This is a genomic window from Paenibacillus cellulositrophicus (genome assembly GCF_009363095.1).
Classification (GTDB): Bacteria; Bacillota; Bacilli; order Paenibacillales; family Paenibacillaceae; genus Paenibacillus_AQ; species Paenibacillus_AQ favisporus.
The window spans coordinates 729,682-752,245 of sequence record NZ_CP045295.1 but is presented as its reverse complement, the minus strand read 5'-3'; the positions used below and the strand labels follow the sequence as shown (position 1 = coordinate 752,245).

Annotated in this window: 20 protein-coding genes; 13 read left to right on the top strand and 7 right to left on the bottom strand. The window is 51.1% G+C overall.

Going from position 1 to position 22,564, the window contains the following annotated elements; all coding sequences use genetic code 11:
* Window positions 1-5: 5 nt before the first annotated feature.
* From GCU45_RS03330 to GCU45_RS03305, 6 genes are all read left to right on the top strand, one after another.
* Entirely contained in the window at window positions 6-710 is a 705-nt protein-coding gene (locus GCU45_RS03330) for a hypothetical protein (protein WP_152398060.1), read from the top strand.
* A gap of 11 nt (window positions 711-721) precedes the next feature.
* Complete coding sequence (locus GCU45_RS34470) at window positions 722-1,420, top strand: CD3324 family protein (RefSeq protein ID WP_341874537.1); 699 nt, start codon at window positions 722-724, stop codon at window positions 1,418-1,420.
* Window positions 1,421-1,519: 99 nt separating this feature from the next.
* Window positions 1,520-2,788 carry an ATP-binding protein gene (locus GCU45_RS03320; RefSeq protein WP_167527076.1) on the top strand — a complete coding sequence of 423 codons (1,269 nt, stop codon included), beginning with the start codon at window positions 1,520-1,522 and terminating at the stop codon, window positions 2,786-2,788.
* Between the two features lie 151 nt (window positions 2,789-2,939).
* On the top strand, window positions 2,940-3,893 hold the full coding sequence (gene mraY, locus GCU45_RS03315; RefSeq protein WP_152398058.1) for a phospho-N-acetylmuramoyl-pentapeptide-transferase: 954 nt from the start codon (window positions 2,940-2,942) through the stop codon (window positions 3,891-3,893).
* 121 nt (window positions 3,894-4,014) lie between these two features.
* Window positions 4,015-5,607, top strand: a complete 1,593-nt coding sequence (locus GCU45_RS03310; protein ID WP_152398057.1) for an amidohydrolase — start codon at window positions 4,015-4,017, stop codon at window positions 5,605-5,607.
* Window positions 5,608-5,999: 392 nt separating this feature from the next.
* Complete coding sequence (locus GCU45_RS03305; RefSeq protein WP_152398056.1) at window positions 6,000-6,221, top strand: hypothetical protein; 222 nt, start codon at window positions 6,000-6,002, stop codon at window positions 6,219-6,221.
* A gap of 106 nt (window positions 6,222-6,327) precedes the next feature.
* On the opposite strand, the gene GCU45_RS03300 is transcribed toward GCU45_RS03305, so the two are convergent.
* The 3 genes from GCU45_RS03300 to GCU45_RS03290 form a co-directional block, all read right to left on the bottom strand.
* Window positions 6,328-10,152 carry a S8 family serine peptidase gene (locus GCU45_RS03300; protein ID WP_152398055.1) on the bottom strand — a complete coding sequence of 1,275 codons (3,825 nt, stop codon included), beginning with the start codon at window positions 10,150-10,152 and terminating at the stop codon, window positions 6,328-6,330.
* Between the two features lie 392 nt (window positions 10,153-10,544).
* Window positions 10,545-11,177, bottom strand: coding sequence for a GyrI-like domain-containing protein (locus GCU45_RS03295; protein WP_152398054.1), 633 nt, complete (start codon window positions 11,175-11,177; stop codon window positions 10,545-10,547).
* A 69-nt stretch (window positions 11,178-11,246) separates the two neighbouring features.
* On the bottom strand, window positions 11,247-12,227 hold the full coding sequence (locus tag GCU45_RS03290; RefSeq protein ID WP_167527075.1) for a helix-turn-helix transcriptional regulator: 981 nt from the start codon (window positions 12,225-12,227) through the stop codon (window positions 11,247-11,249).
* A 167-nt stretch (window positions 12,228-12,394) separates the two neighbouring features.
* Between GCU45_RS03290 and GCU45_RS03285 the strand changes: the two genes are divergently transcribed.
* From GCU45_RS03285 to GCU45_RS03270, 4 genes are all read left to right on the top strand, one after another.
* Window positions 12,395-12,742: a hypothetical protein gene (locus tag GCU45_RS03285; RefSeq protein ID WP_145024403.1), complete on the top strand. Its 348-nt coding sequence runs from the start codon at window positions 12,395-12,397 to the stop codon at window positions 12,740-12,742.
* A gap of 246 nt (window positions 12,743-12,988) precedes the next feature.
* Complete coding sequence (locus tag GCU45_RS03280; protein ID WP_089547804.1) at window positions 12,989-14,434, top strand: ABC transporter substrate-binding protein; 1,446 nt, start codon at window positions 12,989-12,991, stop codon at window positions 14,432-14,434.
* Window positions 14,435-14,528: 94 nt separating this feature from the next.
* The gene (locus tag GCU45_RS03275) at window positions 14,529-15,422 is read left to right on the top strand and encodes a carbohydrate ABC transporter permease (protein ID WP_145132459.1); all 894 of its coding nucleotides are present in this window, start codon (window positions 14,529-14,531) and stop codon (window positions 15,420-15,422) included.
* A gap of 15 nt (window positions 15,423-15,437) precedes the next feature.
* Window positions 15,438-16,271: a carbohydrate ABC transporter permease gene (locus GCU45_RS03270; protein ID WP_152398052.1), complete on the top strand. Its 834-nt coding sequence runs from the start codon at window positions 15,438-15,440 to the stop codon at window positions 16,269-16,271.
* Between the two features lie 184 nt (window positions 16,272-16,455).
* Here the strand turns inward: GCU45_RS03270 and GCU45_RS03265 are convergent, their stop codons facing one another.
* Together GCU45_RS03265 and GCU45_RS03260 are read right to left on the bottom strand one after the other, a co-directional pair.
* On the bottom strand, window positions 16,456-16,992 hold the full coding sequence (locus GCU45_RS03265) for a DUF1697 domain-containing protein (protein ID WP_152398051.1): 537 nt from the start codon (window positions 16,990-16,992) through the stop codon (window positions 16,456-16,458).
* A gap of 68 nt (window positions 16,993-17,060) precedes the next feature.
* Window positions 17,061-18,068 carry a tetratricopeptide repeat protein gene (locus GCU45_RS03260; RefSeq protein WP_152398050.1) on the bottom strand — a complete coding sequence of 336 codons (1,008 nt, stop codon included), beginning with the start codon at window positions 18,066-18,068 and terminating at the stop codon, window positions 17,061-17,063.
* Between the two features lie 218 nt (window positions 18,069-18,286).
* Here GCU45_RS03260 and GCU45_RS03255 point away from each other — a divergent pair, with 218 nt between their 5' ends.
* Both GCU45_RS03255 and GCU45_RS03250 read left to right on the top strand, forming a co-directional pair.
* Window positions 18,287-18,862 carry a TetR/AcrR family transcriptional regulator gene (locus GCU45_RS03255; protein ID WP_152398049.1) on the top strand — a complete coding sequence of 192 codons (576 nt, stop codon included), beginning with the start codon at window positions 18,287-18,289 and terminating at the stop codon, window positions 18,860-18,862.
* 2 nt (window positions 18,863-18,864) lie between these two features.
* Window positions 18,865-19,683, top strand: a complete 819-nt coding sequence (locus tag GCU45_RS03250) for a DUF2785 domain-containing protein (protein WP_152398048.1) — start codon at window positions 18,865-18,867, stop codon at window positions 19,681-19,683.
* Between the two features lie 120 nt (window positions 19,684-19,803).
* Here GCU45_RS03250 and GCU45_RS03245 read toward each other — a convergent pair whose 3' ends face one another.
* Window positions 19,804-20,745, bottom strand: coding sequence for a copper amine oxidase N-terminal domain-containing protein (locus tag GCU45_RS03245; RefSeq protein WP_152398047.1), 942 nt, complete (start codon window positions 20,743-20,745; stop codon window positions 19,804-19,806).
* Window positions 20,746-20,908: 163 nt separating this feature from the next.
* Here GCU45_RS03245 and GCU45_RS03240 point away from each other — a divergent pair, with 163 nt between their 5' ends.
* Complete coding sequence (locus tag GCU45_RS03240; protein ID WP_244364415.1) at window positions 20,909-21,523, top strand: NADPH-dependent F420 reductase; 615 nt, start codon at window positions 20,909-20,911, stop codon at window positions 21,521-21,523.
* A 65-nt stretch (window positions 21,524-21,588) separates the two neighbouring features.
* Here GCU45_RS03240 and GCU45_RS03235 read toward each other — a convergent pair whose 3' ends face one another.
* Entirely contained in the window at window positions 21,589-22,467 is an 879-nt protein-coding gene (locus tag GCU45_RS03235; RefSeq protein ID WP_152398045.1) for a LysR family transcriptional regulator, read from the bottom strand.
* Between the last annotated feature and the right edge of the window lie 97 nt (window positions 22,468-22,564).

The following is a 22,564-nucleotide window of genomic DNA, read 5'->3' as shown; positions in this document are numbered from 1 at the left end:
TGCACATGAGTAAAGATCATATCATTAAGTCCATGCTTTCCGAACAGGTGAGCATGACACCAAACGGATTTCTCGCCGATGCGTTAAATCCGCAGAAATTTGCCAAAGTTTACGAATTGTTTTTTGACAGCATCTTAAAAATCAGCGCATCAGATATAACGGGCGTCGAAGGCTACGGTGAGTTCAATGAGAATTGTAAAACGGAGTACAGCACCTGCAGGGAGTTTCTCGTAGACACATTCGCGGATGATAAAGAAGGATATTGGTATCATTGGAAGGAGCTCTATGATACAACGCTTCTGGATCGTGAATTTGTCGAGAAATACTTGGTGGAGATGGAAGCCAGAATCGAGTATTGTGAAGGCAGACGTTATTTAGTGAACAACAATACGTTTTTTGAAATTATGATCACCGATGGAAAAACGCAGGTTGGTTTTCCTGACTGGAGCCGGTCCGGCATATGCGACTTCCTTCTGGATTTTGCCATTATGGACTTAAATAAGCCCTATTTGAACATTCCTGAATTGTTATTCGAATATTGCGGAAAACGAAACATCGTCATCCCGGATTTTAAAGAAAGATTTTTATGTATGGCGTATTATAAGGGAATCGATGTTTTGCGGTGGCATGCGTCGATCGATGACGAGGAATCGTGCATGTCCATCATGAAATCCATCAGCGAACTGAAGGATCGAATTTACGCTTTATAAAGGATGATCGTATGAAATATGAAAATGCCGGCGAGGTCCTACCTGAGGAGCTGCTGAAAGAAATCCAGAAATACGCCGCCGGGAAACTGCTGTATATTCCGAAGGGTAAGGAGAAAAAAGGATGGGGAGAAACGTCCGGCTACCGGGATCGCCTGCAGAGGCGAAATGTGATGATCCGCAACAAATATGCCAATGGGATGACGGTTTCGGAGCTTGCGGACGAGTACTTCTTATCCCTGGATTCCATAAAGAAAATCATTTATTCGAAGAAACATGACAGGCATATCACTTATGCTCCGACGGTACGCTCGGCTGTACAATATGCGAATAACGGGCTGCTGGAAGAATGGATTCAGTGCTACCTGATGCTGACGAAGCAGGTGGCTTCGGCTCAGCATGATTATTCAGGAGAGAAGAATCATTATTTTGGCGTCGTCAAGTTTCCATTACGGCTGATCCAGATGGATGGAATAAAGCTAGAGGCAGATAATTTGGCTGAAGCGGATGATCACGCTGCGGATCTTCCGCCTCTTCTTATTGAATATGAAAGGGGCAAATTTAACTGTATCGAACAGAAAGGACTGTTCTCCAGACTAAAACGGCGCAAAGTAAATGCTTATTCCACGATCATTGTCTTAAAGGAATCGGCGGATTATAAAAGGTTCATGAAGCACTATGGTCACGTGCTGTTTTTTATAGATCATGCATAATGATGAACGCGGATGCGGAAAAATTTACAATTTAATGAGAAGGAATTTATCCTGGGCCCCGAGAATGCTTATTTACTACAAACGAAGGGGCTACAGGGGATGCATATCGAATCCAACCTAATACTCAATGTTTTCATCATATTACTGCCTATCATGTTCTATCGTTTTGTGTGTAAATCGAAAAAAACCGTGCTCTATTTCCTGCTGTTTCTTGTACCTTTGATCATCACGATGTCGTTCCCTGTCAAAGTGTTTAACACGGTTTTGGATTTGCGGGGAATACCGCTTGTGGCGGGATCTTTATACGGCGGGTTGTATAGTGCATTACTGTTATTCGCCAGTGCAATTATATATCGGCAAGTGTTGGGTGATATTCATATTGTTTATTATGCGCTGTCTCTAGCGCCGACACTGGTGCTGGTTTGCCTGGCGATTCCAGTATTTAACCGTGCGAGCTTATTGAAGCGGATGCTGATCGTGTTTGGTCTTTGCTTGTTTTTACGCATTACCGTCTTAAATATTTATTATTTGCTTAATGGCAGCCCATCGTACTTCCTGGATTCATTTGTGCCTTCCTTACCAATCGTTCTGATGCAGTGTGTGATGTCTCTCATTTTGGTGTACATATTAGAAACGGTCCGTCGTGACGTCAAGATTCAAGAAGGGATGATCGAAGCCGAGAAGCTGAAGGTCGTCAGCGAAATCGCCGCATCGGTTGCTCACGAAGTGCGAAATCCGCTCACCACTGTGCGGGGATTTGTTCAACTATTGGGTGAGCCGTCCTTGACGGATCAGAAGCGTAAGGAATTTTCCCTCATTACCCTAGTGGAATTGGATCGGGCGGGATCGATCATTTCCGATTACTTGTCATTAGCCAAACCTCAAACCCAGAAACTGGAATCGATTTCACTGAACGAAGAGTTTTTGGAAACCTCCCATGTGCTGAGCTCCTATGCTAATTTACAAAATGTGAAGATGGTCACCGAATTTCATTCCTCCGGTACCATTTATGGAGACAAATCCAAGTTACGGCAAGCTGTCATTAATTTGTGCAAAAATGCGGTTGAAGCGATGCCGGACGGCGGTACATTAACGATTAAATACTTTGTGGACGAAAGCGACAATAAGGCCAGAATCTATATCTCGGATACAGGCGTAGGCATGACAAAAGAGCAGGTCAAAAGGCTGGGATCCCCATATTACTCCACCAAATTAAAAGGCACGGGGCTGGGAACCATGGTAACTTTCAATATCATACGCGAAATGAACGGACATATTTCGATTGAAAGCAAGGAAGGCGAAGGGACCACTTTTATTATTACATTGCCGCTGTATACAAAAAAAGAGGAAGCTGCTCCTGGGAAGTAACTGGTGAGGTTGAAGGTACATATTTTTCATAGATGGCTTGCACAAGCAAGATGATCCGAAGAGATTTTGACTTCGGGGAATGTTTGTCTACATATCCGAATTATTTATAATGTAAGGAAACCATATTTTTCAATGAGAAGGGGTTCGTCATATGTATGGAATTATGGCTGTTTCCGGCTTGTCTTTCCTTCTGGTTGCCGTACTGACGCCATTGCTGATTTGGACCTTGCGCAGGTTGAAGCTGACGCAGCCGATCCGCGCCGAGCTTCCGGCAGATCATCAAGCCAAACGCGGTACGCCGCTGATGGCCGGATTAATCCTGCTGATCGGGGTAGCGATTTCGCTGCAATCACAACCGGCATCCCTTATGCTGCTCCTATGCGCTACGTTTCTGTTGTTCAGCTCGGTTGGCTTTCTCGATGACTTCAAAAAGGCCTTCTGGCAAGACCCGGCCGGCATTTCCGGCCGTACGAAGCTGGTGCTTCAATTTGCTTTTACGGGAATCATGTTGTATGTATTGCTCCATTCGTTTGGCGTAACGAGTGATATCGCGCTGTTTCAAGGATACCATCTGCAGCTGCCAGTTTACGTATATGTGGCCATCATATTGCTGTTTGTGGTAGGTTCTGCGAATGCAATCAACTTTACGGATGGATTGGACGGACTGCTGATCAATGTGGCGATTCCGACGTATTTTTTCTTCTTTTTGATTTCGGACAAACCTGAGGTGCAGACATTTTCGCTGGTGATGATCGGCTGTTTGCTTGGACTATTTCTTTACAACATCTATCCGGCAAGGGCGTTTATGGGGGATACGGGATCGATGGCAATCGGAGGGTCGCTTTCCATTTTGGCCGTTATTGAAAAGGTTGAAATATTGATACCGATCCTGTTTTTTATCTATCTTGCGGAGCAGTTGTCGGTCATTTTGCAGGTATGGTATTACAAAAAGACGAAGCTGCGGTTATTTCGAATGACCCCGATCCATTTCCATTTCAGTCTGAAATATGGATGGAGCGAAAACAAAATTGTTACGATCTTCGGTTTTATTTCGTGGATTTGTGTGCTGATATGCTGGCTGATCTGGAAATACGTGATGCATTGAGCGATAGATTAATGGATACGAGGCAGCAGCGGTCAAGGGACCGGCTGCTTTTTTTGTGCTATTCTTGTAGCAGTCAAACTTATCGATGATTGAGGAATGAAGCGATAGAGGAGGGAGCGTCATGGCCAAGTGCTGGACGAACGGAACCATCTACACGATGGAACAGGAACATAAGACGGTTGAAGCGGTAATAACCGAAGGAGGCCGCATCATTAATGCAGGCGATACGCGGGAACTGAAAGAGAGATTTCACGGCCGGATCGACGAGGTGATCGATCTTGGCGGGGGCACCATGTTCCCTGGTTTTGTAGACAGTCATATTCACCTGATCGGCCACGGAGAGACCTTTCTCAAGCTGCAGCTTTCCGGTCTGAAGCACCGGGGCGAGCTGCTGGACAAGATTGCTGGACAAGCCCGGCGCCTTCCGCCAGGCACGTGGATCATCGGGGAAGGATGGAACGAGAATGAGTGGGAGGAAGCGCTCCTCCCGACAAGAGTGGAGCTGGACCGGGCCGCTCCGAATCATCCCGTGATGCTGCGGCGGGTCTGCCGGCACGTGCTGACCGTCAATACAATGACCCTACAGGAGACTGGCGTTAATGAAAACACAGAGGTGCCAAGCGGCGGAGTCGCGGGAAAAGGCAGTGACGGATGCCTAGACGGTATTTTTAAGGAGCAGGCCCAGGATCTGATCCTGCATCGGATGCCCGGCGTGACTCAGAGCTACCTGGAGACTGCACTGACGATGGCCATTGAGGACTGCTGGAGACAGGGGATCACCGGCTGCCATACGGAAGATCTGTGCTACTATGGCGGCTGTACCCGAACGCTGCAAGCGTTCCAAAAGGTCATTATGGAGGGGCAAAAGAAATTCAGAACGCATCTTCTGATCCACCATCTTGCGCTCGATGAATGGCTCGAGGAAGGAAGGCGGCTTGTGCCCGAATCCGAGTTCCTCGAATACGGAGCGATGAAGCTGTTTGCGGACGGATCCCTGGGCGGAAGAACGGCCTTGCTCAGCCGCCCCTACGCAGATGATCCAACCACGAGCGGCGTCGCCGTCCATTCGGATGAGGAGCTGGACCGGCTGGTGGCCAAGGCAAGGAGCGCTGGGCTTGCGGCAGCTGCGCATTCCATTGGCGACGGGGCCGCTGAGAAGGTGCTGCACGCATTGGCCGCACATCCATGCCCGGCAGGCAGGAGGGACCGGCTGATTCACGGGCAGATTTTGCGGGATGAGCTGCTGGCGCAGCTGAAGGAGCTGCCTGTTATCGTCGACATTCAGCCGAGCTTTGTCACCTCTGATTTTCCGTGGGTGCTGGACCGGGTCGGCGATGCGAAGGGGCTGCATGTATACGCTTGGCAGACACTGCTTCGCAGCGGGATTCCTTGTGCCGGCGGATCGGATTCGCCGATCGAAAGCGTCTCGCCTCTTCTTGGCATATACGCTGCCGTAACCCGTATGAAACCGGGGGACGATCAGAGGACCGTCTATGGTTCCGATGAGCGGCTCAGCTTGTATGAAGCGATCTCGCTGTATACGACAGGCAGTGCCTATGCAGCAGGGCATGAACTGGACCGGGGACGGATTCAGCCGGGATACGCCGCTGATTTTACCGTTTTGGAACGGGACCCGTTCGGCGAACCGCCGGAATCCTTTTTGGAAAATAAGGTTCGGATGACGGTTGTCGATGAAACGATCGTATACGGATAGCCTGGTTGGAAGGAACACGGCCGTTGAAGGTGAAAGAGGTTTACTTTTGCAGCTAGGTTAAAACTGAGTAAATTAAAGTTGTTTTGTTCCAAAAACTCACTATATGAAAAATTCATAATAGAAAAATCGTCACAACACCGACCCTAGATGATCCGAGCTATATCACCATTACAACGTACTTAACAGCAAATCATTTGGAAAAAAGGGAGCTGCGAAAAACCATAATTTATATGATGTTAACTTAAAGATCAAGCGTAAATGTGGGTATTCGAGCACTCCGATTATAACGGCTTAAATATTCTGATGGAGAAAGGTTCCGAGGGGTACTTTGTTTCAGCCGTCCTCGCTGGGAGGAAGCTTTTGCCTGGAACCGGCAAGCGGATCTGGGTAATATGCTGCGTTATAAGGCGAACGGTTCGTGGATCGAACAGCACTTCATAAAGGCTTACGAGGCGGAGGGAATGGTGCTGGAAAAGAACTGGAGGCTTCTGTCCAGTCTGGAGGACCTGGTCGCCTTATGCGACAAGCTGAGCCACTCGATGGCGGAGACGCTGAACCGGGTACAAGATTTGCGTCGATTGATCGCGGGAACGGTTCGGGGCGGAGGAGAATAAAATATCAACCTTTACAAAAAAGACACAGGCGTCTTGGAGAGTTACTCCAGAACTGCCTGTGTCTTTTTCAAAAGCGAATCAAGTCTTATTCGAATTTTTAGTTTCCTTAGCTTTCAGTATTGGTATCTGGACCGGCTGCTGCATTGCTGTCTGCTGCTGGCGTTTGGTTTGTTGCTCCTGTGTTTGCGCCCTCACCGGCAGGACTTGAACCCTGTTGTACGCCATCACCCGACTGAGCCGGTTGCTGGCTGTTATCCGGCTGCTGGGAAGGATCAGTTTCTGGTGAAGCTGGCTGGTTATCATCCATAACTGGACTTTGATCAGGGCTCTGGGTTCCATCCGTGCTGTGAGAACCGTCCGGGCTTTGTGCCTGGTCTGGGCTTTGATCCTCATCCGTTGTTAAGTTGTCATCAAGATTTTGTGCATCGTCGGAATTGGAGCCTTTGCCAGGTTTTTTGCCGCCGGTGACTTCTACGCTGGTACCGGTCAATTTTCCGGATAGGACGGGCTGCTGATTTGAATCGAGCATCGTGACGCTGCTGATCTCAAAATCGTAGGTGCCTGCATCCGAAGCGGTGAAGGAGAAATCCACCAGGGTACCACTCTTGACTGGTTTGTTGAATTCAATGCCGAACACGGCCCGTTTTTTGCCTGTATTCGCCAAAGATGCTTTCGCATCGGTTGCCGTGACATCATTTTGAATTTTAACCTGCTTGGAAGAAGGTGTAATCTTGTTTAGTTTTAATTTAGCATCGTAAATTACCTCAACCGTCATAAATTGCACGGCTTGTTTACCTTTGAATTCAACGGAAACGTTAAAGGGTTTACCTGTTTTGATCTTGCCTTGCTTGGCTGACAATTCTACGTCTGTGCTTGGGGTCTCCTCCGGCTTGTATTTATACTTATAGGATTTGGCCGCTTTAGCTGTTCCGTTGCCGGCATCGTCAGAAATATACAGGTCGATGTTGTTCGTTCCGTTCTCAAGCGGAACTTCTACGGTGTAATTACCGTACTCATCGATGGTTCCCTGGTATTCATTATCTTTGCCTTTTACGGAATTGACTGCCTTCACATGGATCAGATCCTGCAGATTCGTGCCGTCATAGAAGTAATCCAGCAGCAAATCTCCGTTGATCGTTCCTTGAAGCACGCCGACGTTCGGCTTATCCGGATTGACTACAAGCTCATCCGGCACCGACGCATCCGGTGCAGTGTTGTCGACCAGGAACTGCGACAGCGAGTCGGTCACCACTTCGGCGGTTTTGTCGCCTTCCTCGACCGTTACCGGAACGATGCCGTAGACGCCTTCCGGATCCAGGTACACGCGTTTCTTTCCTGGTGTGGTGGCGATATCCACTTTGCCGTCCCATTCATAGGAATAGTAGAACGGATCCAGTTTGTTCTGGAAGTCGCGGTCGTAGATATATCCTACATACTCGCCGTTCCCTTCGTCATCAAAACGGTAGATGTCGAATTCATAATCCACCAATTTTTTATTGAGTGCATAATAAAGGGTCGAGCCTTTGCCTTCTTTGGTGCTGGACAGGTAAATCGGATCGAGTTCTACGTTCGAAATATCGGCCAGGTTATATGTTTCGCCGACATACACGCTGAACGGCACATGAAGGACATGCCCGTTTCCGGCTTGTGTAAAGATCAGCTGACCGTCATACAGGCCATCTGCGGTTCCTTCCGGAATGTTCAGGGATACGTTCAGATCGGCAGTCGATTGGCCTGCGGACAGGCTTACCGATTCCGCTGCCGGTGTCAACACTGGCCCTCCGCCATGATTCCATTTGACCTCAATCGAATAGGACTGATCCGTATTCGCGATATTTTCCACCGTCAGCTTGCGGGTGACGTCCGCTCCTGCACCCTGCAGACCGAAAGAAATGCTGCCGGAGTACGAGGTTTGGTGGGTATCGTCCTGAAGCTGAGCCGGAAGCGATTCTTCCACTTTAACGATGGCATCCGCCTCGGAAGAATTTTTCAGGTCGACGCGGCCGGCGCCTTGCTCGTTGGTGCCATACTCACGGTTATCCCGGTCTTTGATCAGAACCGCATTGTTCGTAAGCAGAGCCTTCACGTCGTCCGGCTTCAGCTGAAGCCCTTCTTCGCGCGTCTTCTCCAGCATGAGGGCAGCCGAACCCGCCACATGCGGAGCAGCCATGCTGGTGCCTTGCAGTTCCTCATATGCGTTGGTATAGTCGCCGCCAAACGCTGGAATGGAGGACTTGATGCCCACGCCAGGCGCGGTAATGTCCGGCTTGATCGTATAGTTCGGCAGAGCAGGACCTCTGGAGCTTAGGTCTGCGAGCAGGTCGACTTCGGCTTTATAGCCGAATGTCACGTGGTTATTGCCTTTGGCAATCTCGTTCTTCAGCTTCTTGCCGCTTTCCTGGCTGATCGTATAAGCCGGCACGACGTCTTCAGCGCCATTCAGCGTAGCCCCGCCGATTTCGCCTGGCGCGTTATTGTAAATGATGACGGCCACGGCGCCGTTGGCGGCCGCGTTTTGCGCTTTCTCAGCGAAGGAGATTTCTCCGCGCTGCACAAACGCCGTTTTGCCTTTGACGTCAATATTGGCGTAATCGGAAGTACGGCCGAGGCCGGCGTCCACAAGCTCCAAGTCCGCGCCTTCCGTTTCCAGCTTCGGCGATGTCGCCGCCAGCTGGGCGTAAGTAATGCCGATGGTGTCGGATGTGAAAATCGGCGTTTGGAGCGGCGGCGTCGAGGCGCCCACAGAAATGGCCAGCTGTGCCGCAGCCGGGCTGCCAACCGTTTCCGCATCCGGTCCTTCATTGCCGTTGGAGATAACGACGGTGACTCCCGCCAGCGCCGCGTTGTCCGCTGCGATGGCATCCGGCGTATACGAGTTGTTCATATTGGAACCCAGCGACAGGTTGATGACATCCATTCCGTCGCTGACCGCCTTTTCAATCCCGGCAATGACGTTTTCGGTCGAGCCGCTTCCGTATGGACCGAGAACGCGGTATACGTACAGATCCGATCCCGGCGCTACGCCGCGGACCCAGCCCTTGCCCGCATCGGGGTGCTTAGGGTCGCCCCGCCCGGCAACGGTTCCGGAGACGTGCGTTCCGTGATACGTATCATAGGTGCTGCCGTTGCTGTTGACCGGCTTGCTCGGATCCGGGAGCGTCTCCATCGGATCGGCATCGTTGTCGACAAAGTCATATCCGCCTTTGTAGGCGTCCTTCAAGCTGGGATGATTGTAGTCAATTCCGGTATCAATGACACCGACTTTGATACCTTCTCCGTCATAACCTGAATCCCACATGTCTTCCGCACCGATCAGCGGAGCGCTTTCATCCATGTTCGGCGTCATTTCATGCCCGTCCGCAACCGGCAGGGCGTGCATTTCCTCATTCGGGAAGACGGCTTTGACGTTCGGCAGCGTCAGCAGCTTGTCCACTTCGTTCGCCGGGAGCGTCACGGAATAACCGTTAAACACTTTGGAATATTCCCGTTTGAACTTGGCGCCGGTTTTCGATAAAGCTGCCGATTTAAAGGCGCTGTGCTCCTGATTCAAAATGCTGCTGTAGCTTCCAAGGGATGAACGGGCCTGTGCTCCCGGTTTGGCCTCATAGACCTTAAGCGGATCGTTCTTCAGCTGAACGATGACCGTTACTGGTTCGCTGCTGTCCGAAGGATCTACGAAGTTTTGGGGCTCATCCGGCGCCGTAGCCGCCAGGCTTTGAACAGGGGATGAGGTGCCTTGGGCCGGAGGGTTAAGCTTCCAGTCCCCTTGGCGCAGGGAAGATTCCAGATGAATGGCCGAATGGTCGGCCGAGCGGAGATCGGGTGCAGCAGCCGCCGACACGCTGGCGTTCGGATAGGCGACACCAATAGCCAGCAAGGCACTTAACAACAGCGTCGAATAAGTACGGATGGTCGATGAACCTTTTTTCAAAAGATGTCCTCCTTTATCGAATGAGATAGGAAATCATGCCGAAAAAACGATCCTCCTTTGCGCGAAACTAATTGAACACTAGTAAAATACATTTTTCATTTTACAATTTTTGCATTCTGTTGGGATGAGACAAAAGGTTGATAGGTACTTTGGGCAGGGTGGGCGTTTGCTGTCGAGCAGAGGTGTCGAAATGCTTCAAAACGGCGCTTTCTGTGGCACAACGGACATTTTTTGCCTTATCCCATCGGTTAGAAATGGTTTATAGAGTCGTTATCGTAGGACTAAAGAAAGAGGGAAATGCGAAAGGCCGATAGACAAAAATCCTCTTGATCTCCCATGAGACGGGAGGCCAAGAGGATCGAAAAGTCCCCCTGCGGGGCTCAGAGGACTGATCAGTTCTCCTGCTGGATGACAGGATGCCGCAGAATGGTTCTCATTTTATGGGGAGGTGTTCTGCGCGGATCCGACAAATAAATTTCGTGATGACGCCCCTTTGGTGTCAGGCGCTGGGCCTCGATATACTCGAAAATCTGCCGGATTGTTTCCGGCTCGGTACTGAACGGACCGACATGCAGCATTTGCACACAATCGCCCTCATACAGGCGTTCGAAGCTCACGGAGTGAAGGGGGGCAAGATGCGGTTTCTTGTTCACAGCCAGCATCCGGGCTTCTTCGAATCGTTCGGCCGATACATAGTCCGGCATCCGGATCAGCAGCTTCCATATCCAATCCTCCCTTGAAGCGTACATGGCGTCCTGTCCGGAATGGGACCTGGCCCACCAGAGTCCTTCGAGCTTGGCCACGGTAAAATCCTGATCCTCCTGTTTACACATCCCTTTTATGCCATAAGCTACGGTATAGAGGGCTTCGGTCGCTTCAGCAAATCCTGGTCCGTTTGGATCGCCTTCGCCGTCGATCGTGAGGTAGGGGATCTCATCAAAATAGCATTTTTGCGGGACTTGAGGGGCGGAATAATACGAGGAGTACGCTTTGGTCAAATCCAGTTTGCGGTTATCCAATTTCATAAGGTTAGACTCCTTTCTTGTGTTACAGGATAACCGCATCATACGACAACTTCCCTGACAGCTAGATTGTCAGGGAAGTTTAGGGCTTGTATGATGTTCGGCAATTTCGTGACAAAGTTCGGCGATCCGTTCTCCCAGCAGGAATGGTTCCAGCACAGATACGAGCGTACCGAAGGAAAGAAGAAGGTGGGGCATATAGGTCAGCATCACGGAGGGCGGCATTTCAAACCGAAGCTCCCGGTCCGTGTGTTCGGTCAGAAACGGCTGCACGAAATATTGATTCCCGATGGACTCCAATACATCCGAATCGCCGCCAATTCGCACCGTAACCCAGGATGCGTCCGTTTTCGAATGACCGGCCAAGGCCAAGGTATCCCTGGCCAGCTCAATAAACGTAACATCTTCCGGCCTCGCAAACGTTTCTTCCGTTACCTCCAGCTGTTCAATCCGGTCGACGCGAAACATTCGGACGGAACCGCGCAGCTCGCAGTAAGCGGCGACATACCAGCGGTTCGTCCGGTAAGCCAGGCGGTAGGGGTGAATGCGACGCATTCGCTCAGCATCTCCAGTCGTGTTGGCATATTGAATGCAGCACACACGGGAATGGGCGGCCGCTTCTTCAAGGTCGGAAAGTAACCGCTTAATCTCCCGGCTTGTTGAATAGGGGACGGCTTCCAGTCCGGCCTGATGGCGCCTTAATTGTTCTCCTTGGTCCTCATTCAGCCGGTGGCTGATTTTATCGAGCGCATGCTCCAGAGCGTCCGCAAACGGATACCCTGCCTGGGAAGCAATCCGCGCGCTGTGAGCCATCGCTTTCAGTTCATTGGTGTCAAAAAACAGCGGCGACTCCCGAAAGGAGTCCGGAAGCGTGAATCCGCCCCCATGACCCGGTTCCGCGACGACCGGAACGCCGCTCTGGCATAGGAGGTCGACATAACGGTAGACGGTGCGGACGCTGACCTCCAACGCTTCGGCCAATTGTTCCGCCGTCATTTTACCCCTCGACCGCAAAAGCCACAGCAGCGACAGCATGTAATCCAGTTTGGGCATATGATGAGCCAGCCTTCCATTTTCATAGTAACGATACAAATAAATGGGATATCCATCCGTTCCCCGTTTCATGATATTCCCACAGTACCATGGGCGCGTCCGCGATGCAAAATCGATCCTAAAACCGCTTCTGCACACATATGGTGTAGGTAGAAGGGAGTGGGAAGATGGACAAGATCGTAGACAGGTATTACCTGCTGAAGCAGCGGCAGAGAGAAACGGAGCAGGAATTGAAGCAGCTTCGCGAAGAAATTACCGCCTATTGTGAGAAGCAGCAGGCCGAGCAGCTGGAGATTGGTGCTTACAAAGTGAAGCTGGTATCGCAAATCCGCAAGGAATACGACGACCAGAAGCTGTACGAAGCGCTGCCGGACCCGGATTTGTGGCGGCTGATGTCCAAAGCGGACGGATCGAAAATTTCCAGTCTGGTCCGCCTGCGTGTGATCCCGGAAGAGAGGCTGGAGAATACGTACGAGGTCAAGCAAATCAAGCTGCTGCATGTGGATAAAATATAACTTCGAGATAGGAGGCTGCCCGGGTAAGGGCAGTCTTTTTGTTGATACAGCAGCGGATTGGTTTGTTGAAAGCGGAGATCGAAGAGATTTGCGGGTGTCCTGTAAGTGAAATGGTTCTGTCCGGCCATCCCCAAAATATGTTGTTATGAAAACCTGAAATGTTAATACACATACATAGTAAAGCGCTTTACTCCAAGGCTTCAAGGCAGAGATCCCAAGGCTTTACATCAAAAAGGAGGGGCAAGCATGGTCAAAGGGAAAAAGAAATGGCTGCTCGGATCCACCGCGCTCTTCTGCGCGTTAACGGTGGCGATGGCAGGCTGCTCAAGCGGCAGCGGCGGCACGAAGACGGCGGAGCCGGGAACGGATACGACGACGACCACGACTACCGGCAATACGGATTCTTCAGGCGAAGGAACCGCCAAGACGAAAACGACGATATCGATCACTTACCGGGACGACGGAATCGGGGAGAAGGGCACGTTCTACAAATGGCTGAAAGAGCTGTCCGAATCGTATCCGAACAAGGATGTGGAAATCAAGCCGACACCGATTCAGGCGTCCGAAGGGGATTATTTTGCCAAAGTCGCTCTGGCGCTGAAGTCCAAGGACACCGCTCCGGATATCGTTACTGAGGATACGTTTATCCTCAACTCCGATGCCAGTGCCGGTTATCTGGAACCGCTGGATGACAAGGTCAAGGCTTGGGAGGACTGGACGAACGGCTCCTTTATCGAAGCGATGAAAAAAGGGGTTACGGCCAGCGACGGCAAGGTGTACGGAGTACCGTACAACACCGACTCCCGGGGACTGTGGTACAACAAGGAAATTTTCAAACAGGCGGGACTTCCCGAGGACTGGCAGCCAAAAACGTGGGACGACGTGCTGAACGCGGCCCGGACGATCAAAGAGAAAACGAAGGATGTCGTGCCGATCTGGATGAACATGGGCAAGGCGACAGGGGAAGCCACCTCGATGCAAACGTACGAAATGCTGCTGTACGGCACCGGGGAGCGTCTCTATGACAACGATACCAGCAAATGGATCATCAAAAGCCAAGGTATCATCGACGCATTGACTTTCATCCAGACGGTCAACAAGGAGAAGCTCGGACCTCCGCTGTCCAAAGTGCTGAACGGCCAGGCAGGCAACACCGCGTCCCGCGAATATTTGCCAAAAGGCAAGCTGGCGATTTCGCTCGACGGATCGTGGATTACCGGCAACTACTTTGACACCGGAGCTGCGCCTTGGCCGGAGTATAAAGACGTGCTGGGCTTTGCCCCAATGCCGACCAGCAAAGGCCAGGATCCGGGTTCCATCACGCTCGCCGGCGGTTGGGCGCTGTCGATCCCGAGCAACGCGCAGCATAAGGACGAAGCGTGGGACTTCATTAAGTACGCTTTGAACAAGGACAACACGAAAAAGCTGGTCATCGCTTCCGGCAACATTACCGTCCGTGCGGACGTCGCCAAGGATCCCGAATATACGGCTCAGCCGTTTAACGGCATCGCCACGGAATACCTGCAGCATGCCGAGTTCAGACCGGCGCAGGACAAATATCCGGAGGTGTCCACGCAGATCCAGACGATGGTCGAAAGCGTCGCCACCGGAACCTCGCCTGCGGATGCAGCGAAGAAGTACGCGCAGGACGTAACCCGGATTGTCGGTGAGGACCATATCGTAGAGAAGTAACGGTTCAAAGCTTGCTCATGTCGCTGCTTCCGGAGGGAAGAGCGCGTGGGCAAGCGGTTTTATTTTCAGCTTAGGGGAAGGAGACGTAACCTGAATGAGCAGTTTGACCGTATCTTCGGTGTACAAAAAAAGAAAGTCGTATACGTGGCTCTACTTCCTGCTTCCTTCAATCGCGATCATGCTCGTGTTTTTCATTTATCCGATCCTGTTAACGTTTTTCTATTCATTCACCAACCTGGCGTTGACGGGGGAAGCGGCCAAGGAACTGAAATTCGTCGGCTTCGACAACTATGTCCGCATGTTCCATGACCCCACGGTCCGGGTAAGCATTTGGAACACGCTGATCTTCCTGATCGGCTCGGCTGTCATCGGCCAGCAGGTGCTCGGATTTATCATTGCGCTCTTGATGAAGCACAAAAACCGGCTGTTTCGCCGGATCATCGGCACGATCGTATTGGCTGGGTGGGTCACGCCGGAAATCGTCTGCGCGCTGTGTTTATACAGCTTTTTCGGCGATGAAGGGACGCTGAATGCCATTCTCTCCTTCGTCGGGATCTCCGATGTGACCTGGCTTTATACCGTACCGATGCTGACCATCATTTTAGCGAACATTTGGCACGGCACCGCCTTTTCGATGCTCGTATTCCAGGCTGCACTCGACGATGTGCCGACGGAGATCGAAGAAGCGGCCGTCGTCGACGGCGCCTCCCGGCTGCAAATCTTGTTCCGGATCACCATCCCTTACATAAAGGACACCATTCTGACCAATATGATGCTCGTCACGCTGCAGACGCTGGGCGTTTTTGGCCTGATCTACGCGATGACGGGCGGGGGACCGGGAACGTCGACAACGACGCTGCCGATTTTTATGTACAACCAGGCTTTCGTCAATTACCAGCTCGGGTACGGCACGGCCATATCGCTGCTGCTCCTCCTGCTGGGCATCGTGCTGAGCCTGTTCTACATCCGCTCGATGAAAGAGCAATAAACAAGGAGACTTCGTATGAACGCGAAACAACGCAATCTCATCTACCGTATTCTGCCGTATTTGATCCTTACCGTCATCGGGATCTGCTTTTTGCTTCCGCTGCTGTGGGTGCTGGTCGCGTCCGTCGATTCCAATGCGCTGCAGTCGCTGAAAATGCCAACTCGTTTCACCGGTGCGAACTATGGCGCCGTAATTACGAATGGCGAGAACCAGCGCGCCTTTCTGATCGGCCTTGTGATGTCTCTCGGCCAAGCCGTCATCGTTGTCATTCTCGGTCTGCTGGCCGCCTATCCGCTGTCCCGGTATCAAATGAAATATAAGAAGCCGTTTATGCTGACCATTCTGTTCATGACCTCGCTGCCGATTACGGCGGTCATGGTTCCCGTGTATCAGCTGTTTCTCAGCCTGAAGCTGTACAACAATATCTTCGGCGTCATTCTGTTCTATGTCGCTTCCTCGATGCCGTACGGCATTTGGATGCTGAAAAATTTCATGGATTCCGTGCCGAACGATATGGAGGAGGCCGCATGGGTCGACGGCGCCTCGGTGTTCACCGGAATTCGCAAAGTAGTAGCCCCGCTCATGATCCCCGGGATCTGCACCGTGGCTATCTTTACGTTCTCCGGAAGCTGGGGCAACTTCTTCGTCCCGTACATCCTGCTGCAATCCCCCGAAAACTTTCCGGCGTCGCTCAAGCTGTATCAGTTTTTCGGCCAATACGGCATGGCAGATTACGGCAAGCTGGCGGCATTTTCCGTCCTTTATGCGCTGCCGTCGGTCGTGCTGTATATTTTGTCGCAGCAGTTTATGTCCAAAGGGTTTGGGCTGCAGGGAGGTACAAAGGGGTAAACGGTGCGTTTTGTATTTAGATGGGCAGGGCCGAGTCTACTTGCCGGGTCTATGTCACAAGACGTGAAAAAGCAGGCAGAGGAACGGGAACGTTCCTTTGCCTGCTTTTTTTGGTAAAGCGGGGTGTTTCCGGCGTGATAGCTTCATCGTTAGATAGATTTCCAGTGGACGGGCAGCTGGCTGCTTACAACGTTTTGGCCAGCTCGTTCAGCTTATTCATCGTATTCCAGTTTCGCGACGTAGCCGGAGCGTCAGCCTTGGACAAATTCGCGGCAAGCTTGGAGTCCCGGATACTTTGCCGAAGCATCAGGTATACGACATCGCCGTCGGTGTGGAAGTCATCTCCGCCTTTGTCTAAGGCCGCCAGCTTGTCCAGCGTTTTCTGGCTGGGCTGTGCGGTGCGAATAGAGACATGGATGCTTTCACCTTCGCCCAAAGCAGAGGCGTCATATGGACATCCCGCGATGATTTGCTGCATCTCCTCCGCAGATTTCAGGGCGACCGATACCGGCTTGCCGATCGCCTTTTCCAAAAACTGCTCAATTTTGGACTTCAGTCCATGCGGCTTTTCATTGCTTTTAAACAAGACGTTCCCGCTTTGAATATACGTTTTGACATCGTGGAAGCCCATGTCCTCGAACATTTTCTTGAGCTCGGTCATTTTCACCAGATTATGTCCGCCAACGTTAATGCCCCGCAGCAGTGCGATATACACCGTCATAAATCCGCCGCCCCGTTTCGTTTTTTAAAACAGTATAGCACACATTTGCTGGAATTCCGCTGAGGGATTCACGCGCGATCGCTCAATTGTTCCAGCCTTTCTTCTGCTCTGTGAACGGAAAGTGGGAGCTTGAGTTCATGTCCTAAACGGAGAGCTTTTTCATAATAGGTACGGGCGGCATCACCCCTTTGTTGAGCGAGTTCAATATCGCCGAGGGTGAGGCAGGAGGAGGACACGGCTCTTAGATATCCCATCTCCTCTCCCAAGCGGATGGCGGTTTCGGCATGCTGCCGAGCCGTTTCGATCTGGCCGCGTTTCAGGTAAATGTCGCTCAGCAGCAAATGATCAAGCGGCAGATGGGGCTTGAACCCAGCTGTTTCTCGCATGAATAAAGCGTGCTGTGCAAACCTTAACGCTTCTTCCAGGTCTCCGGATTGAAACGCATGGAAAGCAAAGTGGCGTGCAGGCTCGCTCTGCTCTAACGGAAAATGATATTCCTCAGCGATTCGAGCTGCCTGGGCGTAATAATTCAGGGCCATCTCCTTCTTTTGCCAGCGTTCATACACGGTACCGATTTGAAAATACGATTCGCTTATGCCGCGGTTGTCCTGAAGTTCCACCCTCAGCTGCAATGCCTGCTCATGGTAATTCAGAGCCTCCTTATATTGTTCTGCGGTGCTCTCGATCGTTGAGCTCGCATTCAGTTCAACAAAATAGTGGGCCGTACCGAGGGCACTTAGCGCATCGGCCAGGCCTTTTCGCTCATTGGATTGCTCAGCGAGCCGCCTGGCTTCGTTCAATATGGAAAACATAGGTTCCGGATCGGCGTTGGTGTAGACATGTTCATTGGCTTGTATTTTGCCAAGCTGCAGCAAAATCGGAAGACGCAGGTGCTGCGCCTCACGGATGCCGGTGATCGGCAGAAGTTGATTCAGGATATGCAGCGCCTCCTGGGACCGCCCATTCCAAAAGTATGTCGTGGTGATTTCAACCAGTTCTGTTATAGCGTTGTTGAATCTGCCGCCAAGATCACATTGTGCTTCATGCTTTGTGTCCGCTGCATATTCTTCCACCATTAAATTTCCCCTTTCATAGTTAAAACGTAGATATTCACAAGAACATAAGGTGTATCCCTTTCTTCGCAGAAGTCAGTTGAGATATGATTATTTTAGGTCGGTGCAAGGAAGTGAACCATATACAAATCGCAGCCAGTGTTCAGTTTTGAACAGTTAGGAAGAATTGTTCAGCAGTAGGTCATTGATCATGAACGATATCCAGTATTGGAGGGATAAATATGGCATCCACAGATAAAAACGGTGATCGCAGAATCGAGCGCACACGTCAGCTGCTTCGGGAAGGTTTCGTCGAGATGATCCGGGAAAAGGGCTTTTCCGCCATGAGTGTACAGGACATCACGGAGCGGGCGAATGTGAGCCGGGGGACGTTTTACATCCATTACACGGACAAATATATGCTCCTGGAACATGTCATCCGGGACAACTTCGGCAAGCTGCTGATGAATGCCGTTTCGCCGAATTCTCCGTGGAACCGCGAAACAGCTCGGAAGATCGTTATTGCTGTTCTTCAGTGCTTTGAGGGTAAATATAGCCATCGGCAGCCATCCAGCAGGGTACCGGTTTCGATTTTGGAAGAGACCATCCATGAAGAACTAACCCGTTATATCTCCGGGTTGATGAGGAATGATCTTGGATATCCGCTTGATGATCCATTGCAGCTTAAGGCAGGGGCAAGGGCCGTTAGCTGGGCTATTTTTGGTCCGGCCATTCAGTGGGCGCGGGAGCCGCGGACTATGTCCGAAGAACAGATGGCAGAGGTTATTTTGTCCGTGGTGGAAGTGGGGAGGAGGTAGCGTTGAAAAGGCGGCTTGAGGAGTTAATAGCCATATCAAAGGAGTCGATGACGCGTGAATTGGCCAACGAAACGATCTCCTTTATGCTGGAGAACATCGGTGCGACTGATCCCCGGCTTCGAGACGAGCTCACATACGCAACATTAGCCCGCTGGATACATAACGATTTTTTTAACGAAGACCAACTGGAGCACATTCTGACTAAAGCTTTTGATGATAATCATTTATTTTATCAAATTGGTGAAGTATGCACAGATTCGGTGTTTAAACGTTCATTTTCGGCACTTGCTGCTGCTACTGTATTACAGAAAGACCAGATTGAAGTCCGACTTGACCGAGATACCGTAAGCAAGCTCCTTGAACGGGTCTGCCAGTATCTCGAAATGGAGCAGGATACGAGAGGATATGTGGAAGGGAAGGGTTGGGCTCACGCGATAGCACATGGGGCGGATTTATTGGCAGCGGCCGTAAAACATCCACTTAGTCCTGTTGATGGGTCAGTTTGGCGAGTCTTAAATGTTGTGGGTCAAACCCTGTACAAAGGAGACGTTTACACAGACGACGAGGATGAAAGATTGATCCAAGTTTTAATAGCTCTACTTCATCGAAAAGATAGTAGAGAACTGGATTTCGGCCTTTGGCTGCAAGGGATCGCTCATGATCTAGTTCGGATTCATGCTGATGAGGGAGCCACGTTATACTTTTTTCGCTCAAGAACGAATGTAATGAACTTTTTCAAGACTTTGTATTTTTATCCGGCTGGTGAGGAGTACCGCAAAAATCTTGAAGGCCACATATTGATGCTTCAAAATATGATTTAAAAGCAAAAGTGCACTTAAACGAGTTCATTCGAGCTGAAATTCGGCAGAATGGCTGAGTTAGGTGCACTTTTGATTTATAGACTCCGCTTGAATATCTATATGAAGCTATATTTGCTACGATCATTTCTTCACATCTGTCCGGACCTCATCGGGGAGCTTTAGAGTAAGGGTTCCGGATTGCTCCCGAATCTCCCCGTCTTGCGTCAGCTTATATGCCAGCTTGTTCAGCTTTCCATCCGGATCCAGACGTCCCGCTGTGTACGTATTGATGTTCACAATGCTCCCTTCGCGGTAATAAAAATAGGTCGTATCCTTCCAGGGTAACGGTCCGGTTGCGTCCGTAAATTTCTGCTGTGCGAACAGCTCCTCCACAGGTCTCACGCCCGGCGAGATGTGCGCCTGCCAGGTGACGATCTGCATACCACCTTTTAACTCGATCCTAGACACCAGGTTGTCGGAGATGACGTAATACCGGGTGCCCACCCCTTGAGGGAAGAGAAGGATGGTGCTGAACCCTTCGGAAGTATGCTCGCTGCTCAAGGCTTCATGCTCATAATGCAGGCGACTGTTCATATCGAGCATCATCCGGCGGGCGTCGGCCAGGTCACCTGAATTCAGCACAGCCAGCTGCATCGGATTCAGCGGAGACTGAAACGATACCGTCGTGCCCTTCACCTCTAGACGGTACCCCAGCCATTCGCCCCACAATCGCAGCGGTACATACATTTGATTGTGAATTTTCTGCATAGGCACATCCAGCTTGATTTTCGTCGACCCATCTCCCTGTTTCACCACAGCTGCGTTTTTACCAAGCGGAATCACAACCTTCTCCGACCATTTATGGACGGTCGCTGTTTGGGTTTTGGCATCCCAGGATACCGACGCATGGATGGAATTGGCTAAGGTACGCAAGGGGACCAGTACCCGCCCGTCTTTCAGCACAGGTGCTGCATTCGGAACTTCTACATTTTCCATATATACCTTGTCCGGAACAGCCGCGTAAGCGGACGAGCCTGACATGAGCAAGCATGCCGTAATGATCGCGCAAATCATCTTTTTCATACAAAGTTCACTCCTTTTTATCTAAGACGTCTGAATAGGGGAAGAGGTTACCCGGATTAAAATGTTGTTGTCATGACTTGCGCTGGAGACGGCTCCAGCGATTAGAATGCTTGAGAGAGGGGCTTACTCCCCTTCAATCTATCCATCGCAAAGGAGAATGACCATGAAAATAGGTGTGATCGGAACGGGACACATGGGTGGAACGCTCGGGAAAAAATGGGCCGCAGAGGGGCATGAGGTGATGTTCGGCACTCGGGATCCGCATCATGAGCGAATTCAAGTTCTGCTTCAGGAGTCCGGCCCTCAGGCACAGGCGGGAACCGTGCGGGAAGCGGCTGCTTTTGGCGAAGTCATCCTGCTGGCCGTAATGGCGGACGATGTGGAAAGGGTGCTGGCGGAAGCTGGGGCTCTGGCCGGCAAAATTTTGATCAACTGCACCAACCGTTTCGACGGGCAGTCGGCCGATATAGAGGTGCGTAGACTGGCGCAGGAGGCCAGGGTTGTCCGGGCATTCCATACCCTTACTTGGGAAGTACTTGCCCAGCCCCGATACGAGGAGGGCAATGCCACCGTTTATATCAGCGGGGAGGATGCCGAAGCAAAGGATACGGTTGCCCGGTTGTCCCGCGACATCGGGTTGGATCCGGTGGATGTCGGCGATTCCGAAAATATGGAACGGATAGAGGCCGGGATCGGCATGCTGTGGCAGGCGCTATCGCCTTTGTTCGGACGCGATTTCGGCTTTCGCCTGCTCCGGCGGGAATCGATGGATGCTTAAATCCGGGAGCGGATCCATCATTGCTCATCCGTGAACGGTATCTCAGGCAGCATTCCGGTTTTCAACTACGACAAAAAGCCGATAAACCGTTTGGATGCAGCCGAAAGAGGAACGTTTTTGAGCGTCGCAATCCCGATGTGCCGAAGTGGAATCGGAGGTGCCAAAGGAATCTCCACCAATTTGCCTGAGGCTAACTCTTCGGTGATGAATTGGCGCGTTATGAAGGTAAGCCCAAATCCGCTCTGGGCAAACTGGACTAAGAGATCGAGGCTGCCAAGCTCGAATTCCGGATGAAGGGTCGTGCCGTGCGCCCCGGCGTAGCTGTCAAGAAATCGGCGCGTACTTCCACCCGGTTCCAGAAGCAGCAGCGGGTACTGGTGAAGCTCCGCCAAAGGCAGCGGCTGCCGTGCCAATTCCGCATACTTCGGATGCCCGACAAGGCAGTCCTGCTGGGGAGCGCTTGGCCGAAAATCGATTTTGGGGTCGTCCGCAGGCAGGTTCACGATCCCGAAGTCGATTTTTCCTTCTTTTAACAATGTGATCGTTTCTGGCGTCGTCCGGTTCGTCACATGCACCCGGATGTCCGGATACTGCTGGTGGAACTGTTCGAGGCATGGCAGCAGGTAGTGTTTGCACAAGGTGTCGCTCGCTCCGATATGGATTTCCCCAAGCAGCAGATTTTGCATCTCGGCCATCTTTTTCTCCCCGATGTCCAGCATCTGCATGGCCTGTTCCACGTAACTGTACAACACTTCACCTTCTGCGGTTAACGTGACTCCTTTTGCTGTCCGGAAAAATAAAGCCCCGCCAAGAGCACCTTCCAATTGCTTTAACGTATGGCTGACCGCAGGCTGGGTAATATGCAGCTGCTCTGCCGCCTTTGTCAAACTGCCAAGCTTGGCCGTCCAGTAAAAAACACGGTACCATTCCATTTGGATATTCATCGTCATTACCTCAATTTATATATCTCATTATTAATATCAATTTTACTTATGTGACTAATCCAAATTATAATGATCGCTGTAAAGGAAAACAAGAGGA

Bases quoted from the DNA above. Each gene is read 5' to 3' on its own strand.
- GCU45_RS03330 (WP_152398060.1), top strand. From the start codon at position 6: ATGAGTAAAGATCATATCATTAAGTCCATGCTTTCCGAACAGGTGAGC.
- GCU45_RS34470 (WP_341874537.1), top strand. From the start codon at position 722: ATGAAATATGAAAATGCCGGCGAGGTCCTACCTGAGGAGCTGCTGAAA.
- GCU45_RS03320 (WP_167527076.1), top strand. From the start codon at position 1,520: ATGCATATCGAATCCAACCTAATACTCAATGTTTTCATCATATTACTG.
- mraY (WP_152398058.1), top strand. From the start codon at position 2,940: ATGTATGGAATTATGGCTGTTTCCGGCTTGTCTTTCCTTCTGGTTGCC.
- GCU45_RS03310 (WP_152398057.1), top strand. From the start codon at position 4,015: ATGGCCAAGTGCTGGACGAACGGAACCATCTACACGATGGAACAGGAA.
- GCU45_RS03305 (WP_152398056.1), top strand. From the start codon at position 6,000: ATGCTGCGTTATAAGGCGAACGGTTCGTGGATCGAACAGCACTTCATA.
- GCU45_RS03295 (WP_152398054.1), bottom strand. From the start codon at position 11,177: ATGAAATTGGATAACCGCAAACTGGATTTGACCAAAGCGTACTCCTCG.
- GCU45_RS03290 (WP_167527075.1), bottom strand. From the start codon at position 12,227: ATGCCCAAACTGGATTACATGCTGTCGCTGCTGTGGCTTTTGCGGTCG.
- GCU45_RS03285 (WP_145024403.1), top strand. From the start codon at position 12,395: ATGGACAAGATCGTAGACAGGTATTACCTGCTGAAGCAGCGGCAGAGA.
- GCU45_RS03280 (WP_089547804.1), top strand. From the start codon at position 12,989: ATGGTCAAAGGGAAAAAGAAATGGCTGCTCGGATCCACCGCGCTCTTC.
- GCU45_RS03275 (WP_145132459.1), top strand. From the start codon at position 14,529: ATGAGCAGTTTGACCGTATCTTCGGTGTACAAAAAAAGAAAGTCGTAT.
- GCU45_RS03270 (WP_152398052.1), top strand. From the start codon at position 15,438: ATGAACGCGAAACAACGCAATCTCATCTACCGTATTCTGCCGTATTTG.
- GCU45_RS03265 (WP_152398051.1), bottom strand. From the start codon at position 16,992: ATGACGGTGTATATCGCACTGCTGCGGGGCATTAACGTTGGCGGACAT.
- GCU45_RS03260 (WP_152398050.1), bottom strand. From the start codon at position 18,068: ATGGTGGAAGAATATGCAGCGGACACAAAGCATGAAGCACAATGTGAT.
- GCU45_RS03255 (WP_152398049.1), top strand. From the start codon at position 18,287: ATGGCATCCACAGATAAAAACGGTGATCGCAGAATCGAGCGCACACGT.
- GCU45_RS03245 (WP_152398047.1), bottom strand. From the start codon at position 20,745: ATGAAAAAGATGATTTGCGCGATCATTACGGCATGCTTGCTCATGTCA.
- GCU45_RS03240 (WP_244364415.1), top strand. From the start codon at position 20,909: ATGAAAATAGGTGTGATCGGAACGGGACACATGGGTGGAACGCTCGGG.
- GCU45_RS03235 (WP_152398045.1), bottom strand. From the start codon at position 22,467: ATGAATATCCAAATGGAATGGTACCGTGTTTTTTACTGGACGGCCAAG.